Annotated in this window: 13 protein-coding genes and 1 pseudogene; 8 read left to right on the forward strand and 6 right to left on the reverse strand. The window is 41.8% G+C overall.

The genetic code is table 11. The annotated features are described in order from the left end of the window. Window positions 1–246: 246 nt before the first annotated feature. The 3 genes from murJ to V7K42_RS02130 all read left to right on the forward strand — a co-directional run bounded on the left by murJ (window position 247) and on the right by V7K42_RS02130 (window position 3,003). Complete coding sequence (gene murJ / locus V7K42_RS02120; protein WP_334913104.1) at window positions 247–1,851, forward strand: murein biosynthesis integral membrane protein MurJ; 1,605 nt, start codon at window positions 247–249, stop codon at window positions 1,849–1,851. Between the two features lie 153 nt (window positions 1,852–2,004). Then, a complete protein-coding gene (locus V7K42_RS02125) occupies window positions 2,005–2,517 on the forward strand; it encodes an outer membrane beta-barrel protein (protein WP_334913106.1) in 513 nt (170 codons plus the stop codon). Between the two features lie 222 nt (window positions 2,518–2,739). Continuing rightward, window positions 2,740–3,003: a hypothetical protein gene (locus V7K42_RS02130; RefSeq protein ID WP_334913108.1), complete on the forward strand. Its 264-nt coding sequence runs from the start codon at window positions 2,740–2,742 to the stop codon at window positions 3,001–3,003. A gap of 273 nt (window positions 3,004–3,276) precedes the next feature. Here the strand turns inward: V7K42_RS02130 and V7K42_RS02135 are convergent, their stop codons facing one another. After that, complete coding sequence (locus V7K42_RS02135) at window positions 3,277–5,328, reverse strand: elongation factor G (protein WP_334913110.1); 2,052 nt, start codon at window positions 5,326–5,328, stop codon at window positions 3,277–3,279. 266 nt (window positions 5,329–5,594) lie between these two features. Here V7K42_RS02135 and V7K42_RS02140 point away from each other — a divergent pair, with 266 nt between their 5' ends. The 3 genes and pseudogenes from V7K42_RS02140 to V7K42_RS02150 all read left to right on the forward strand — a co-directional run bounded on the left by V7K42_RS02140 (window position 5,595) and on the right by V7K42_RS02150 (window position 7,180). Continuing rightward, entirely contained in the window at window positions 5,595–6,506 is a 912-nt protein-coding gene (locus V7K42_RS02140) for a tetratricopeptide repeat protein (RefSeq protein WP_334913112.1), read from the forward strand. A gap of 179 nt (window positions 6,507–6,685) precedes the next feature. Then, window positions 6,686–6,826 (forward strand): annotated as a pseudogene (locus V7K42_RS02145) (phosphate-starvation-inducible PsiE family protein); the annotation flags it as partial. A 108-nt stretch (window positions 6,827–6,934) separates the two neighbouring features. Next, entirely contained in the window at window positions 6,935–7,180 is a 246-nt protein-coding gene (locus tag V7K42_RS02150; RefSeq protein WP_334913114.1) for a hypothetical protein, read from the forward strand. Between the two features lie 142 nt (window positions 7,181–7,322). Here V7K42_RS02150 and V7K42_RS02155 read toward each other — a convergent pair whose 3' ends face one another. Together V7K42_RS02155 and trpS are read right to left on the reverse strand one after the other, a co-directional pair. Further along, a complete protein-coding gene (locus tag V7K42_RS02155; RefSeq protein WP_334913116.1) occupies window positions 7,323–8,243 on the reverse strand; it encodes a methylenetetrahydrofolate reductase in 921 nt (306 codons plus the stop codon). 58 nt (window positions 8,244–8,301) lie between these two features. Then, window positions 8,302–9,312, reverse strand: coding sequence for a tryptophan--tRNA ligase (gene trpS, locus V7K42_RS02160; protein ID WP_334888126.1), 1,011 nt, complete (start codon window positions 9,310–9,312; stop codon window positions 8,302–8,304). A gap of 964 nt (window positions 9,313–10,276) precedes the next feature. Here trpS and V7K42_RS02165 point away from each other — a divergent pair. Beyond that, on the forward strand, window positions 10,277–11,158 hold the full coding sequence (locus V7K42_RS02165) for an acyl-CoA desaturase (RefSeq protein WP_334913170.1): 882 nt from the start codon (window positions 10,277–10,279) through the stop codon (window positions 11,156–11,158). Between the two features lie 188 nt (window positions 11,159–11,346). On the opposite strand, the gene V7K42_RS02170 is transcribed toward V7K42_RS02165, so the two are convergent. Together V7K42_RS02170 and V7K42_RS02175 are read right to left on the reverse strand one after the other, a co-directional pair. After that, the gene (locus V7K42_RS02170) at window positions 11,347–12,213 is read right to left on the reverse strand and encodes a calcium-binding protein (protein ID WP_334913118.1); all 867 of its coding nucleotides are present in this window, start codon (window positions 12,211–12,213) and stop codon (window positions 11,347–11,349) included. Between the two features lie 82 nt (window positions 12,214–12,295). Next, entirely contained in the window at window positions 12,296–13,561 is a 1,266-nt protein-coding gene (locus V7K42_RS02175) for a glycosyltransferase family 4 protein (RefSeq protein WP_334913119.1), read from the reverse strand. Between the two features lie 151 nt (window positions 13,562–13,712). Between V7K42_RS02175 and V7K42_RS02180 the strand changes: the two genes are divergently transcribed. After that, window positions 13,713–14,447: a DUF429 domain-containing protein gene (locus V7K42_RS02180; RefSeq protein ID WP_334913120.1), complete on the forward strand. Its 735-nt coding sequence runs from the start codon at window positions 13,713–13,715 to the stop codon at window positions 14,445–14,447. Window positions 14,448–14,576: 129 nt separating this feature from the next. On the opposite strand, the gene V7K42_RS02185 is transcribed toward V7K42_RS02180, so the two are convergent. After that, window positions 14,577–17,447, reverse strand: coding sequence for a beta strand repeat-containing protein (locus tag V7K42_RS02185; protein ID WP_334913122.1), 2,871 nt, complete (start codon window positions 17,445–17,447; stop codon window positions 14,577–14,579). Window positions 17,448–17,874 lie beyond the last annotated feature (427 nt).

The following is a 17,874-nucleotide window of genomic DNA, read 5'->3' on the forward strand; positions in this document are numbered from 1 at the left end:
AATAATTTTGACTTGTATACAAAAGAAGACATGAATAATTCAAGATTGGTAGTAAACGGCTCTAGCCCTTACTAAGAGACGATTTAAATGAACTTCACATTGCGATCGCAGTAATTTTGCTTTGCTCCCCGCAGGCATCAGACTATAAACTAATGACTGATTTGCCAAAATTTACCTGACAGACTAAGGTATTTCAGGTTAAATGTTTTAAAGTATGCACTCTGTAAGAGTTGTCGGGTATTATTCGTGACACAACAAGACCAAAAACCCTCTCGTTCTTTCGCTGGAATTGCTGGCATTGTTGCCGCAGCCACATTAATTAGTAAAGTCTTCGGTTTAGTGCGGCAGCAAGCGATCGCTGCGGCTTTTGGTGTTGGTGCTGCTGCTACCGCCTATAGCTACGCCTATATTATCCCTGGTTTTCTATTGATATTACTCGGTGGTGTCAATGGGCCATTACACAGTGCGATCGTCAGTGTTTTAGCCAAGCGACGGCGAGAAGAAGCGGCTCCCCTAGTGGAAACCGTGACAACACTGGTGGCTGGAATGCTGTTGCTGGTGACAGTTGCTCAAATTTTATTTGCGGATGCGATCGTTGATATAGTCGGTCATGGTTTGGAAGAGACAACCAGAGCGATCGCCATTCAACAACTCCGCATTATGGCACCAATGGCTTTATTTGCCGGTTTAATTGGCATCGGCTTCGGTACTCTTAATGCAGCCAATCAATATTGGTTACTTTCCATTAGTCCCTTATTATCTAGTATTACCGTTGTTATCGGTCTTGGTATCCTGGCGATGCAATTGGGCAAGGATATTATTAAACCGGAGTACGCTTTAATTGGTGGAATGGTCTTAGCTTGGGGAACCTTAGCAGGAGCAGTTCTCCAGTGGTTAGTGCAGCTAATTGTCCAGTGGCGGTTAGGACTCGGCACATTACGCCTGCGGTTTGACTTTAAATCCCCAGGTGTTCAAGAAGTCATTAGAATCATGACTCCGGCGACAGTTTCCTCTGGAATGATGCCAATTAATGTTGCCACCGATCTTTATTTCGCCAGTCCTATTCCTGGGGCTGCGGCAGGATTTAACTATGCGAATCTATTAGTCCAAACTCCCTTGGGGATTATTTCTAATATCATTTTACTGCCTCTGTTGCCGATATTTGCCAGGCTTGCTAGCCCCGAAAATTGGCCAGATTTAAAATTACGCATTCGCCAAGGATTGTTACTCACTGCCTTCACTATGCTACCGCTAGGGGCGTTGATGGTAGCGCTATCAGTACCCATTGTGCAGGTGGTATATGAACGCGGTGCTTTCAAACCAGAAGCCACACAGCTAGTTTCATCCTTGCTAGTCGCTTACGGAATTGGGATGTTCGTCTATTTGGGACGTGATGTTTTGGTGCGAGTATTCTACGCTTTAGGCGATGGACAGACACCTTTTCGTATCAGTGTTTTTAACATCTTGCTCAATATCTTATTAGATTGGTTTTTCGTTAAACCTTTTGGCGCTCCCGGTTTGGTGTTGGCAACAGTGGGTGTAAACTGTAGCTCAATGTTGATGCTGTTGTGGCTACTCGATCGCAAACTCAATGGTTTACCTTGGCGCGAGTGGGGTTTGCCGATTCTGGGTTTGGCTGCTGGTAGCATGGTAGCTGGGGTAGCAAGCTATGGGACATTGGTTGGTTCTCAACAATTGCTAGGTAAAACGGGTTTACTGATTCTGGTGTTGCAATTGTGCGTATCTGGCTTTGTAGGGATTGCGGTGTTTGCTGCGATCGCTTCCTGGATGAAAATACCAGAGGTGAATATTTTTATATCTCGCCTCCGTCAGCGCTTTTTGAAGAAATAACTGTTATTTGAATTTTTCAATCGGTATAACCAAGTGGGTGAGAAATAATTCAGCCACTTGGGTGAACCAGATGTGCGAGGTTACATTTTGTAAAAAAAGAGATTCTAGTACTAGAGAACATTGATTTTACCTAACTCTAGTGAAAAGAATTCTATGAAACTTACAAAATTAGCTGCCTCTGCATTCGCGATTGCTTCCATTGTCCTCTCGGCAGGAATTGCTTCTGCTCAAACAGCCGGTACAAACGGTAATTACATTGGTGCTGGTGTTGCAGTTGGTGCAACCAGTGGCGGACAAGGAAACGATGAAGCGCAAATTGGCGGTAATATTCAAGGACGTTACGCCGTTCCTAATGCACCTGTTTCCCTGCGTGGTTCTGTGCTGTATGGTGGTGATGCTGCTGCAATTATGCCCATCGTGACTTACGATGCGCCCATCGCCAAAAACACTAACGTTTACTTCGGTGGTGGTTATTCTTTTGTAACTGATGAAGGTCAAAAAACCCCATTAGGCAATCGGAATTCACCTGTAGTCACCCTTGGGATTGAATCAGAAGTTAGCAATAATGTCATTGCCTACGGCGATACTAAATGGGGTATTGATGCCTACAGAAATAGTGATGCTGATGCTGTCAGTTTCCAAGCTGGATTAGGCTATCGTTTCTAGTTATTACGAGCTAGGAAACAGCTTATTCGCAACCTAAAGCATGATGTTTACCAGCCGTAATAGTAATTATTTCTGTCATGTCTGAGCATTAAAACTCAAACATGACCCATTTTTTTAATCATTTTTATTTATGATTATGATAACCAATTATATTTGGCTATTATCAATAGTTTCTCTTAAAGTGAAATGACCAATTTTAAATATGCATAAAAGATATTACTCATGGAAAAGATTAATCCCATTCCAGAAATACTGGGTGAAACAACTGATGTAGAATCTTGGCTAATTCGGGCTGGGCTAAGATTTTCAGACTTAGGTGACGATGCCGCCAGTCTTGCAATCCGTAAGCAATGGCGAGAATATCAAGCCGCAGTTCAAAGATGCTGTGCAGTCTTACACCAACCACCATCACGTGTTCAACTAAGCGGCGACTATGCCAACCTGAGAATACCTGGTGGTGCATCAACTATAAAACTTACTCATTGACAGAAAAGAATAAATATAAATGTTTTGAAAAACCACATCTATCGTAGGGATAATATCCTGTGAGAAGTGGATTCATGTCTATATGAATTTCCCCTACCACACAGGTCTATTCACATTAAAGAATTATTAATAATAAGCTGAGACGACGAATTTATCTTGATACACAACATAAATAGATCCCCGATCGCTTTTGCGAAATTGGGGATCTATGGTTTTTAACGATCGCAAATTAAAAAAGCCTACGATGGTGTAAGAACAACCTAAAGTCCAAAATCATTTATTGCCGTTGCCATTACCACCATTGCCATTGCTGTGAATGACACGTTCAGCAAGCTTTTCCGGTACTTCCTGCAAATGGTCATATTCCCAGTGGAAGGAACCAACGCCAAGAGTGAGCGATCGCAGTTCTACAATAAAATTCTGCATCTCAGCTTGTGGCAAGTATGCAGAAACATTATCCCAGCTTTGCCAATCGTTTCTGCCCTCATAACCTAAAATTTGCCCCCGTCTACCACTCAATAGTTGCAGCACTTTGGAGGTAAATTCGCTTGGCGTAGTCACTTCCACCCGCAGAATTGGTTCTAACAGGGTAGGTTCCGCTTGGGGTATCCCCGTTTGCATGGCTAATCGGGCAGCTTGCTTAAAGGCTTGTTCGGAACTATCAACGTTGTGGTAAGAACCATTAGTCAGAGTTACCGCCAAATCCACTAGTGGGAAGCCCAAAGGCCCAGATGTTAGAAATTCCCGCACGCCCATTTCCACCCCGGGAATGTATTGTTTCGGAACCACGCCACCGACAATAGTTTCATTAAAGTTAAAGCCTGTACCGCGTGGTAAGGGTTTGATTTCGAGAAAAACATCACCAAACTGTCCGTGACCACCGCTTTGATGCTTGTAGCGCCCATGAACTGAAGCCACCGTTTTGCGAATGGTTTCTTTGTAAGGCACTTGCGGTAAATGGGTTGTCATCGGTAGATTATATTTGCGGCGCAGTCTGTCTAGGGTCACTTGTAAATGAATCTCGCCTTGACCCCACAGGATTACTTCGTGAGTATCGCCATGTTGTTCCCAAGCAAGCGAACAGTCTTCTTCTAATAACTTGGTGATGGCACTGCTGAGTTTAACTTCATCGTTACGCTTTTCTGGTGTAATAGCCAGAGCATAGACAGGTTCCAACTGGGAAGCTTTAGGTAATTCTATTGCCGACTGCTGTTCTATCGAGATTGTATCGCCTGTCTTGATTCCTTCTAAACGGCTCAATGCCACAATTTCACCAGCACTAACTTGGTTAACAAACTGTTGTTGTTGCCCCATGAGGCGGTAAATTCCACCAGTCCGAATGCCGTTGAGGACAATACCATCAGTTAATTTGCCCCGCCAAACACGCACGAGAGAGAGTTTGCCACCTTGGGGAGTGTAATAAGTTTTTAATACCTGTGCTAGAGGTGTATCACCTTTTAAGTTTTTTAAGCGACGTTCTGCTGTGGTTTCTGCTTCAGGGGCTTCTCGTAACAAGGCTTCTAATAGAGGTCTAACACCATAATCTTGTTCTGCCACACCAAAGAAAACGGGTACTACTAAATCTGCCCCTAATTCCATTTTTAAATCTTTGAGAATTTCTTCTTGGGGTGGTTCGATGTCTTCTAAAAGTTCTTCGAGTAAATGGTCGTCAAAATTTGCTAGGGTTTCGAGCATTTCTGCCCGTGCTATATGTTCTTCTTCTTTTAAACTTTCGGGGAAGGGGATGGGGTCAGCTGGTGCGCCTGGATGATATTTATATGCCTGTTCGCTTACCATATCGATAAAGCCGATGAGTTGTTCCCCGTTCATGATGGGATATTGATGCGCTACCAGGGGACGGCTAGATACTGCTTTCAGGGCGTGTAACGTTTCTAAGACATGAATATTTGCCCGATCCATCTTGTTGACGAAGACGAGGTGGGGAATTTCCCAATCGTCGAGGAATTTAAATAATGGGGCAAGGGTGAGGACTCGTTCGCGGATGGGTTCGCAAACTACAATTGCCGCATCCACTCCGATTAAAGCATTGTAAGTTTCTTGGGCAAATTCTACGCTTCCCGGACAGTCAATAAAAGTGAAGCGAATGTCGTTATACTCAGTGCTAGCGGCACTGACTTCTACACTCATCTGGCGATCGCGCGACTCGGTAGCGCTATCTCCTACTGTATTGCTGTCTTTAATACTCCCTTTGCGAGAAATTGCCCCTGTGACAAATAACAAGCTTTCTAGTAAAGTGGTTTTTCCACTTAAATAAGGCCCGACAATTGCCACATTCCGCGAATCCGATTTTACTTTTTCATTCATAAAACCTCCCTTGCGGTAAGTCTTTTATAACCGCATGATTCTGTATATATCAAGGGATAAAAAAATGGTTCTCTGGAGTCAAAATTACCCCTTCTTTAATTTGTTATTATCCACCCTTTAATCGAAAGTTTAAAAAAATGTAGCCTGTCGTAAGATTTAGCTTAACAAAAGTTAATGGCAGTAAAGTTTAATAGCGAATCTAAAATTATTGTAAATAACTTTTTATGAAGTAAATTTAACTGAAAGTGTTGCGAATCAGAAAATCAATGACATTATCATTTTCTAAATATCCCATAATAGGGTTAGTAAGTTTGACTTTGTTGGTTGTTAGTATTCCCTCGCCGTCTCTTTCTCTCTCTCCCTCTGTCCCCTCAAAGCTGGCACAATCTAATGGTAAAACTGCTATAGACTCGTTAAACCAAGGCTTACAGGCAATTCAGGCGGGAAAAGTACAAGATGCGATCGCAGCTTTTAAACAAGCAGCCAAGTTAGATCCGACATTAGCACCAGCCTACTATAATTTAGGATTAGCATACCGACAGACGGGACAATTACAACCCTCTGCGGATGCATTTTATCGAGCAACGCAAGCCGATGCTAAATTTGCTCCAGCTTTTGCTAATTTAGGTGGTGCGTTGTTAGAAGGCAATAATTTACAGTTAGCTAACGATTATTTACAGCGATCGCTAGAACTCGATCCAAAATTAGGATTTGCCCATTATAACTTGGGCTTGGTACGAGAGCAGCAAGGAGATTGTAAGAAAGCGATCGCATCTTTTAAAAAAGCGATTGAATATAGCAAAAATGCACCAGAACCTCCTTACCATATAGGTATGTGTTATCTCCAACAAGGTAAACTCGATCCAGCTAGAAGTGCATTTTATCAGGCATTAAAAATTAATCCTAAGTATCCAGAAGCTTACTACAATCTCGGCTCAATTTTTTTCCAACAAAGTAAATTACAAGAGGCATTAGAAGCTTTTAGAAAATCAGCCGAAGCTAACTCTAACTATCCCAACGCTTATTATGGTGCAGGGTTAGTTTTTATCCAGTTAAAGCAATATGGTGATGCAGTACAAGTATTGCAATTCGCTAGAGATTTATACAATGCTCAAAAAAATCTCCAGTGGGCGAAAAACGCCGAGAAATTGTTGCAACAGGCACAAAATTTAAAATGAATAGTAAATTTTCATTAGTCATTAGTCATTTGTTCTTTGTCTAAAACGAATGACCAATGACCAATGACTGATAAATTACCAACCTCGCTGAGGCACAAAAGCTTAATATTGCATAACATAAAACTATTGGATTGGCTCGCTGGTGTTATCTGAACTAGTCCCAATTGGAATGGAACCTAATGCAAAAGCGCCAGAAAAGTCGATTTTTATTTAGCGATCGCTGGCTCGATCGGCATTTAATTGTTCGCAACATAGAAGCCTTTCAAGACTTAATTGTGATTGTCTTGTGTTTGGGTTTGTTCGCCGTCATGCTAATCCAACACTCGCAAGGTACTTCCTACGTATTCAAATATACTCTTTTTGGAAGATGAATCGCTCTTTCAGGGTGAGTATAAAGTTAATTAGAAATTCTCAAAGAGGGTCAAGCAATGACTACAAATACAAGTAACGGACAATCTCAAACAGCGATTAGCGACTTGGAGTATGATTTTGTCACCGTCTTGCACAATAAGGCTGAAGCTGTTAAAGCTTATGATACCTACATTCAAGATGCAGAGCAAGCAGGTTCTCAGCCTTGTGTAGAGTTGTTCCAAAAATTGCGGCAATCTGATATTGAACACGCACAAGAGATTCGCCAACATCTGCAACAATTGCTGCAACACGGTAAGATGTAATCCAGTTTTTGAAGAGCTACGCCTACACACTTGTTGATTACATTAGACGCAAAGCGAAAATAGTTTAGACGCGTCTGTTTCAGCATAAAAAAAGCAGATGGTTATTCCCATCTGCTTTAATACTAAAGATTCATTCTCTCCTTTACATAGATACCAACTGATTAACTGGAGCAATCCCAGCCAAATCTAAAATTGGCGCGATCGCATCTTCTCGCTTCACCGCCATCATGTGAACCCCTTGACATAATTGCCGCGCTATTTGCACTTGCTCGGCGGCAATTGTTATCCCTTCCTCAAAAGGATCTTTAGCTTTTGCTAATCTATCAATAATATGTTGGGGAATATTTACACCCGGAACACATCTATTAATAAACTGAGCATTCTTTGCCGATTTCAACAGAAAAATTCCTGCCAAAATCGGTTTTTTATAGCCAGCAGCAATTGTATCCATAAACTTTTCTAGAACATCAAAATCAGTAATCAACTGACTTTGAAAAAACTGCGCTCCAGCTTCGATTTTGCGTTCAAATCGACTTTGCAAACCCGACCAACTTTTACATTGCGGATCTACTGCTGCACCAACAAATAAATCTAACGCTCCATCAGTCAAGGGTTTTTCGTTACAATCAACGCCTTGATTCATTTTCCGAATTAGTTGCAGCAGTCGCACAGCTTCCAAGTCAAAAACTGCTTTGGCATCTGGATGATCGCCTGCTTTTACTGGGTCGCCAGTCAACGCTAAAATATTACGAATACCTAAAGCATGAGCGCCCATCAAATCAGCTTGTAAACTAATGCGATTGCGATCGCGGCAAGCAATTTGACAAATTGGCTCTATGCCATTTTGTGACAAAATCACTGATGCCATTAACGAGGACATCCGTAACACTGCACGACTACCATCAGTAACATTGACAGCATGAACCCTTCCCTTAAGAATCGCTGCCATTTGAATCATGTGTGTTGGATCTCCCCCTTTCGGCGGTGCTACCTCGGCAGTAACTAGAAATTCACCTGCTTGTACAGCTCTCTGGAAGGCTGTGGAGCTATGGGTGTAATGCATAAAATTAAGAATTTCAATTTCTTAAATGGTATAGCAAATCACACCTAAAAGCGAAAGCCTATAGAGGGAGAGAGTAACCTAAAGCAGCTTTTACTTGTGATAAAGTTTGATTTGCGATCGCTCTAGCTTTTTCCCCTCCATCGCGCAACACAGACTCCAAATAGCTTTTGTCTGCCGTTATCGCCTGATACTTTTCTTGAATTGGTTTCAGGGACTCAATTATCGTGTCCGTCAATAATGGCTTAAATTGTCCCCAGCCCATATCCTGACACTCAACTGCGACATCTTCCTTTTTCTTTCCAGCAAGCAATGTATACAGCGTCAACAAATTATTACACTCTGGACGCGCTGGATCGTCGAAAGTCAACCCCCGAATCGGATCGGTTTTACAACGCTTAATTTTGTATTGAATCTGTTCTGGTGAATCTAGCAAACTGATTCGGCTTAAGTCAGAAGGATCGGACTTTGACATTTTGCGTGTACCATCCGCTAAACTCATCACCCTTGCCCCTTCCTTACGAATCAAAGGGTCTGGTAACTTCAGCACGGGCTGATCTGGTTTACCAAATTGGTGATTTAACCGAGCCGCAATATCTCGTGTCAATTCTAAGTGTTGCTTTTGGTCTTCACCCACTGGCACTTTATCAGCTTGGTAAAGCAAAATATCAGCTGCCATTAGCACAGGGTAATCCAATAAACCTGCACTCACATTTTCTCCCTGCTTTACAGCCTTTTCCTTGAACTGGATCATATCTTGCAGCCAGTTTAGAGGTGTAATGCAGTTGAGCAACCAGGTGAGTTCACTGTGGGCCGAAACGTGAGATTGAACAAAAATGGTGGAGTGATTTAAATCAAGACCACAAGCTAAATACAGAGCAGCAAGAGTGTACGTATCAGCCGCTAACTGTTTTGGGTCATGTGGCACTGTAATTGCGTGTAAGTCAGCCACAAAGAGGTAATTTTCGTATTCGCTCTGACCTTCTACCCAGTTGCGAATGGCTCCCAAGTAGTTACCTAGATGGTAATTGCCCGTTGGTTGAACTCCAGAAAGAACACGTTGCTTGCCCATAAATTTCACTCTAGTTATCTCAATTCTGCACTATGCAAAGTGGCGATGTCTGGTGACAAGTCGCTTCTGTGTAGGAGTATGCGCCTACGCAAAACTCATCTAATTTTGACATTTTCCAGGTCAACTCGCCCTTGCGAGATGAAGATTTTAACTCAATCTCCGATTGCTATAGAAACTCTTAACGAAGGAAAACGATAACTTAGTAAAGTAATGACACAAGTTTGTGTGCTAATGATAGCTTGTAAGGGACTTCCAAATAAAAAAATATCCCAAATTTTCTTGTGGGATGGGCATCTTGCCCGTCCTAATATTGGATACAAGATGCCCATCCCAACAAAATGGATAATTTATTTCTTGGAAAGCCCTAAGGTGGCTACTTACTGTAGTCTCAATACAAAGCCATTGTTTATCGATACATTAACAATGCAGAAGGTTGCGTTCAAATAACACAGCAATACTGTTACCTACTGCATGGTCTATTTGCCTGAAAATGGCTGTGATTTACAGAAATAAAAAAATCTAAGTTTTTATCAGATAAAGTAGCACTAATCTGGAAATTGTGAATTAATTTTTCCAGCCTAGTGACTTTACTGATGAAAGCTTGGCTACTCTAATTCCATAATGGAATGACACTAAATAGACTGGGTGTAGAGTGAGAGAAAAATAGAAATAAGTGCAAACATCAATAAATATTTGACTCACTACACCCAATACCATAAATAGCCTTGATAAACCAACTTTCTTTTTAGAGCTTTTCTCACACTGCTTTTTTGCAGCCGCTTGTGTTTGAAGCTACTTTTTATATTCTATGAAGCGAATTGTGCCAAGATATCCCTGTAGTGTAGCGCTGGCAAGGGTGGGCATTATGTTGTCCGCAGGCTTAACTGCGACTAGGATGTAGTGCATTTGTATTTTGAAGCTTAAGGACGTTAGAAGACGAATGAAGCAGTACTCTCAGCTCACGATGATTTCTTACATAGTAGGCCCTACTTTGATCGTGATAAGTCATTTAGGATCCCTAATCATTATTTTTACTGGCTTATCGTGGGGTGCTGCCTTATGGGCCGTGTTGTTATATGTAATACGAATGCTTGCAACTACTGGCATCTACCATAGGCTACTCACCCACAAGAGCTACCAGGCTCCAATGTCAGTTCTATGGATTGGAAGCATCGTAGCTGCTTCAGCTGGGCAGATGGGGCCAAGTTGGTGGAAAGCTCACCACATGGCCCATCATCAATCCTCAGACCAAGAAAAAGATCCTCATTCCCCTTATCTACCTTTCAAGGGAATCAAAGGATTCTGGTGGTCTCAGGCTGGATGGTTATTCTCCCCACAGTTTTTTCCCTCAAAGCTTCCCACGGATGTTGAGAGCAACCTAGTTTTAAAGATTATTGACCGTTTGCACTTTATTCCTACCGTTGCTCTTGGTGCTATCTCTTACTACATTGGCGGAACTGAATATCTCGGCGCTTTTTTCCTCAGCACAACTGTCCTTTTCCACGGTGTCGCCACCGTCAACTCACTCAGCCACATACTTGGCGAGCAACCGTTCATAACCAACGACCACAGTCGGAACTCTTGGCTTGTGGCATTTCTGACCTTGGGTGAAGGCTGGCATAATCTTCATCATGCATTCCAGTCGTCAGCTAGGCATGGCATAACCGTGCGAGAGGGTCAGGTTGCTTATCTTCCAGACCCAACATTTTGGTTCATCAGAATGCTTGAGTTCCTGAAGCTAGCGTCAAAAGTTAGAGTCCCTTCTGAAACAGAACTTCTTACCCGTGCCAAAAACCGCAACTCTCAGAACTTAGTGTTCCAGGCTGAAGCAAAGACATCTGTCTGATATTTGGGTTGGTAAATTGGTCAAACTAAATGATGGGGAATGTAATTGACACTACGTCGTTCAATTCTAGCAGGGGAAACTTTACCTTTGTCCGCTTAAGAATGAACCATTAAAAATTGACCATTGCCATTATATTCACCATTACAACTAGCAACATTGCGAATAAACCATATCTGGCTCAATATTTCTTACCTTTCTGCTAAACTTACTTGTCCTCCAATTAGGCCCAGAAACCCAGTTCCAAAGTGCTGAATCTCCAAAAAATTTGCTTGCTCAGGTGAAGTTTTATAAATCCGAAATGTCTTCATAATTCCCAAGGTGGCAGCACTTTCTAGAGGGCCAACAAAGCTAATATCCCGGTCAAGAAAATAGGTTTTATTAGCCCATAGAGTCATTTGATTTGCATTCAAAAAGTAGCAGCCTGAATGAGGGTTGAGGGCACGAATAAAGGTAATTGGTGTATTCAGGATTGTACCCTTTAGTTCTTGTTGCTCTTGGACATTTTGAAAGGGAGTAGTTACTCGTGAAGCCAAATTTCCATCAATGTAAGCTTTGTGAACCAAACTGTTAGGGGAGACTTCATAACGATTTGGCTGGAGCAAATTTAAATCACCTGCTTGTTGGGTAAACCAGTTTAATTTTATAAAAAACCAAGGGTCATGGATAATTAGGTCATCTTCAAGGAAGCAGTAGTAATCATACTGACCAAGATAACTTTGCAGAACAGCTTGGCACTCAAATCCTAAAAGCAGAGGTTCTACATTAGTAGAATGATGTTTATATAAATGGGATGGCAAGGGAAGATGATTTAGAAGATGATTATCTTTGGTTGTACAAATAACAATATCTAGTTCGTGAGATTGAGGTTGGTTAGCAGGGAAAGCTAGTCGTTGAGCAATGTTGATGAACCTTTGAGATTTGCCAAATAATTCGTGTAAGGCGGTAATGTTTTTAGTTAACGCCTGCAAGCGGGGTTGTGGGTCTTTCCATTGAGAAGCATGACGACCCTGATTGCTAGGTTTAAAAAAATGGGCAACAGTAAAAATAATCCGCATTTTAAATATCGCTTTTATATTTCTCTGTTATTTGTCCTTTGTTAGTTGTAACTAATGACCAATAACTAATGACTAATGCCATCTAATCTTTGCCAAATCCTTTAGAAACTGACCGTTTTTTCAAAATCTCAGAATTTTTTCCAGCAAACATCCATTGTAAATGCTGTGGTAACAGTTTCGCTAAATCATAACGTTTCAGAATTGTCTCTCGCGCATTTGCACGAATTACGTTCATTTCTTGGGGATGATTCAGTGCCTCTTCAATCCGATTAGCAATGTTTTGGGGAGAAAAGAAATCTACTAGCAGTCCATTTACTCCATCTTGTACGACTTCTAATACTGGCGAAGTCTTAGAAGCTATTAGTAAACATCCTGCTGCCATTACTTCTAACATTGACCAAGATAAAACAAAAGGACGGGTTAAATAAATATGAGCAGAAGAAGCTTGTAAAACCTGAAGGTACTCATTGTAAGGAAGCCTATCTGTAAAGTGCAGCCTCGATAAATCCAAAGATGATTTTAATTTTTCTAGCATTAATTGTTTATAAGTCTGACCATTGGGAAGATTCTTTCCATAAGCTACCCGATCTTCTCCTACAACTACTACATGGCACTTAGGTCTTCGCTGCTGAATTAGCGCTACCGTTTCCATAAACTGCGGAAAACCTCTATAAGGTTCCATCCCGCGTCCTACATAAGTTACCAACTCTTCCACATGGGAAAGATCCAGATTTATTCTTGGTAAAACTAACTTTGCACCTGGTTTGGGAACAAAAAAATTTGTATCAACACCATCATGAATTACAGTGAGTTTGTTATGATATTCTTTGGGAAACTGCTGACGCTGCCAATACGTCGGAGAAAGACCGCGATCGCAGCTATATAAATCAGTCAAAATCGGCGTATTTTTCACGCGAATACGGCATTCATCATCAGCATTCAGTGGTTCATTGGGATCAAAATCCGCATCCGAACCGTGAGCGTGATAAAACCACTCGAAATAACACAATAATTCTGCTTTGGGAAAAACATCTTTCATAAATAAAGTTGGCCCCCAACCAGAATGACCGTAAACTATATCTGGAACGAAACCCTCGGCTTTTAATTTTTCTGTTACACGATAGACAGCCTGGGCGGTAAGAACAGCATTTTCCAGGCTACGGACATAATGGTGGGTTTGGGGAGCAGCTTCACGAGAAGGAGTATAAATAGCTTTATAAACCCCAGGTATTTCCCCTTCACGACGATTTGTCCCAAAGACGACTTGACAATTAGGATCTTTACCTAAAACTGTCGCTAGGTTACGAAATTGCGAGGGGAAATTGGGATGTAAAAATAAGATTTTCATGGGAATAATCTTGATTAATTTATTGCCAGATAAAATAAATTAAAACAATCTTTTTAAGATTATAAGATTATTTTTCACGATTTTTAGCAAGAAAATTTAGGGAAATGGTTGCCCGTAAATGTGAAAATAAGTGCAAATTCGTGTTATTACAATGAAATTTATTGGCATTGATTTAGGCTGGCGATCGCAACCAAGTGGACTATGCTGCTTAAAATGGATAGATGGCCAATTGCAACTACTCGATCTAGACCGTAAAGAAACCATTGCAGATATCCTCACCTGGATCGATCAAAGCGTCCAACCAGACGAACCAGCCATCATCGCCGTAGATGCACCTACCCTCATACCCAACGCTACCGGGAGTCGCCTCCCCGACAAACTCAGTCACAAATACTTTGGAAAATATCACGCGGGATGCTACCCAGCTAACCAAAACCTACCCTTCGCCGATCGCACCATCAACTTTGGCTTAGAATTAGAATCACGCGGTTTTGCCCACGCACCCACCATTGAAGCGCAAAAACTCAGCAGGTATCAAATAGAAGTCTTTCCCCACCCAGCAATCGTTAACCTATTCAACTTAGAACGCATCCTCAAATACAAAAAAGGACGACTCAGCGAACGCCGCCTAGAACTAATCAAACTCCAAAATTATCTTCTCAATATCCTCCCCTCTCTTTCCCCCTCTCTGCGGACTCTGCGCCTCTGCGGTTCGTTCCCTCTTGAAATCCCCACCACCGGCGCAGCCCTCAAAGCAGTCGAAGATAAACTAGATAGCCTAATTTGCGCTTACGTTGCTGCATACTGGTGGTATTGGGGAGAACACCGTAACTTAGTATTAGGCGATCGCACCACAGGCTACATTATCATCCCTCAAAGAATTTGAGCAAAGGCTTTCTCGACAAGAATTGCGATCGCTTACCAAAACGACTTGCATTGAGCAATGGAATGCGAGATGCTAAAAATAGCACCCCGCAAATCGGATTGCTTGGCGATCGCGAAGCGCTAATAAAGATTAAACAACCACAAAATTGTTGTTGGTTAGTGACAATCCAGTAGATAGTTGTGCAAATTTTACCTGAGTAAACCCAGCCGCACTGCCATCTTGGTCAAAGAACAATGCACCTGTAGCACTGTTATAAATAAATCGTTGATTGCTTGTCGTTGCAGATGTTCCCAGGGTAAACTGATTTGTCTGAAGCGAACCTATTGATAACCCACCACCAAAACCATCAGCCGATACCTGAATCAGTCCATAATTGGTGTTTAAGTTAAAAATAGTATCAACGCCTTCATTGTAACTATTGAAAGCAAAGGTATCAGTAGGGTTTGGGTTTCCAGCATAGATGGTATCTCCCCCATAGAGGGTATCATTACCATAGCCTCCTATGAGGATATCATTGCCAGCGCCACCCGTGATGATATCATCGCCATTACCACCAATGAGTGTATTATTACCCAAGGCATTAGAGGCTGTGAGAATATCATTACCATCGCCACCATCCAATATCTTATCGCCTGATGAAGCCAAAACACTTAAGTAATCGTCACCAGCGCCACCTTTGAAGGTATCATTGCCATATTGGTCTCCGGAGATCGTATCATTGCCATTGTTTCCCACAATATTGTCATTGTAGTCTGTGCCCATGATACTTAATTGTTCGATATTCTTGTAGGTAACGCTATTCGTGCCTGCCGTAATTAAACCAATGTTAGTACTGGTATCGAATGTCGTTGTGATTCCTGCGGCAGAATCGTAGTAATCGAGTCCTAAGTAATCGTTACCTCTCCCTCCATCGATCGTATCATTGCCACCACGGCTTATGTAAAACGTATCGTTACCATTGCTCCCCACAATATTGTCATCATAAGCTGTGTCTGAGATATTTAATTGTTCAATATTCTTATAGGTAAGGCTATTCGTGCCTGCTGTAATTAAGCCAATGTTAGTAGTGCTATCGAATGTCGTTCTGATTCCCCCGTTAGAACCGTAGTAATAGACTTCTAAGTAATCGTTACCTGCTCCTCCATCGATCGTATCATTGCCAGCATCGCCTGTGGAGAGTGTATCGTTACCATTGCTCCCCACAATATTGTCATCGTAGCTTGTGCCCATGATACTTAATTGTTCGATATTCTTATAGGTAACGCTATTCGTGCCCGCCGTAATTAAACCAATGTTAGTACTGATATCGAATGTCGTTGTGATTCCCTCAGTATCACTGTAGTAATTGACGGCCAATAAATCGTCACCCTCATCCCCATCGATCGTATCATTGCCACCACCGCCCGTGGAGAGCGTATCATTACCATTGCTCCCTACAATATTGTCATCGTAGGCTGTACCTACGATATTTAATCGTTCGATATTCTTGTAGGTAACGCTATTCGTGCCTGCTGTAATCGATCCAGTTTTAGTAGTAGCATTGAAAGTTGTTGTGATTCCTTCGGTAACATAGCTATAATCGGCAGACAACAAATCATCGCCTTTACCCCCATCCATCGTATTATTGCCACTAGTGAAGTGAGCGTTGGGATCATTGCCACTAGTGCCCCCAGAGAGGGTATCATTGCCATCACCTCCAAATAGCAGATTATTGCCTTCTGAATTGTTAACATTCAAGTAATCATCACCAGCACCACCGTTGAGGGTGTTATTACCTGTTGTATAACTAGCATCCAAGTAATCATCACCAGCACCACCCTTGAGAATGTTATTGCCTGTTGTATAATTAGCATCTAAGTTATCCTCACCAGCACCACCAATGAGCGTGTTATTGCCAGTGCCATAAATTCTCCCAAATTCTCCAAATTCGTAGTCGTGCAGGCCAGAAACGGAGAGATAATCATTACCAGCGCCACCTGAAAGCAGATTATCACCTGTTGAATAAATAGCATCCAAGTAATCATCACCAATACCACCATTGAGGATATTATTGCCTGTTGAATAACCAGCATTCAAGGTGTCGTCGCCAGCGCCACCATTGAGGGTGTTATTGCCAGAGATAGAATTGCCAAATAAAATTTCGCCTCCTCGGATCGGGCTGTAGTCACCAGAGGCAAAGAGAGAATCATTTCCATCGCCACCAATGAGCAGATCGTTGCCTTTTGAATTGTTAAGATTCAAATTATCATCGGCAGTACCATAAGCGATGGAGTTATTGCCTGTGTTACCAACGAGCGTGTCATTCCCAGCACCACCAATGAGCGTGTCATTCCCCGCACCACCTCTGAGTAAGTCATTGCCACTTTTGCCATCGATTTTGTCATCACCCCCCTGACCATTTATGACATCATCTGAGTTATCAAAGCCGTTAACATTATTGTTCAGGTCGTTAAGGAAGGTGACTGTATTCTTATTGAAAATAGTACTTTGGGTAGAGTTGGCATTAAAAACATCAAAGCTATCTGTGATGGTAGTTTGCCCATAAAACAGGATATTGCCCAAGTTTACACTCGCTCCAGTGGATTTGCTGAGGTTATCCAGATTTTCCAAGGCAAAGTTTTGTAGAATGACTTTGGGTGTAGCGTCGTCTTGATAGTAGCTTGCATTTACAAAGGTGATTTCCAGATTGTTGCCATTCTGGGTCAGGATCATATTTTGGGCAGTTAAGCGACTATCGTCCTGAAAATTTAGAGTGTCAACTTCGGCAATGACTGCTGCTGTTGGGTGTGTTCCTTTACCTACCCCACCAAAATCGGTGATGATATCGATATCATTGGTGATGTAGTCATAAATAAATTCATCATTGCCACCGCCACCAGTTAAGGTGTTGTTACCCCCGTTACCTGTGATGATATCGTTCCCTGCTTTACCGTTAATTGTGTCCGCGTCACAAGTACCCAGTAGGTTATCATTACCGTTGGTTCCAATGATATTTGCCATAACTTTTATCTACCTAAATCTAGCTTTTCAGTAACTTCCGTTATCAACATGGACTTTATTGCTATTTTTGGGCACAAAAATTAACCGGGATTTTAAGTTTCTGCCATACTTATACATCATCTTTAATTAACACTAATGTTTATCAAAGATTCATCCAGAGAATGGCTTTTACGTGACACTATCTAAATCTATCTGAAAACTATCTAAGCCTTAAGCGCTGTACAAACTAATGAGCGTCTGTATTTAGGATTATCAGTTATTTCAGACTAAATTAATTATCCTTGTTCTGTAATAATCATTGAACAAGGATGATTAAAGAATCTGACGATTGAATGCCTGGAATTTATACTTGGTATTTGGTTTCTTGCCAGCGTCTAAGTCTTACTAGAAGAGAAAATATTCAACTTTTGATCGGCAAAGAGATTTT

This window comes from Nostoc sp. (genome assembly GCF_036917455.1).
GTDB lineage: Bacteria > Cyanobacteriota > Cyanobacteriia > Cyanobacteriales > Nostocaceae > Nostoc.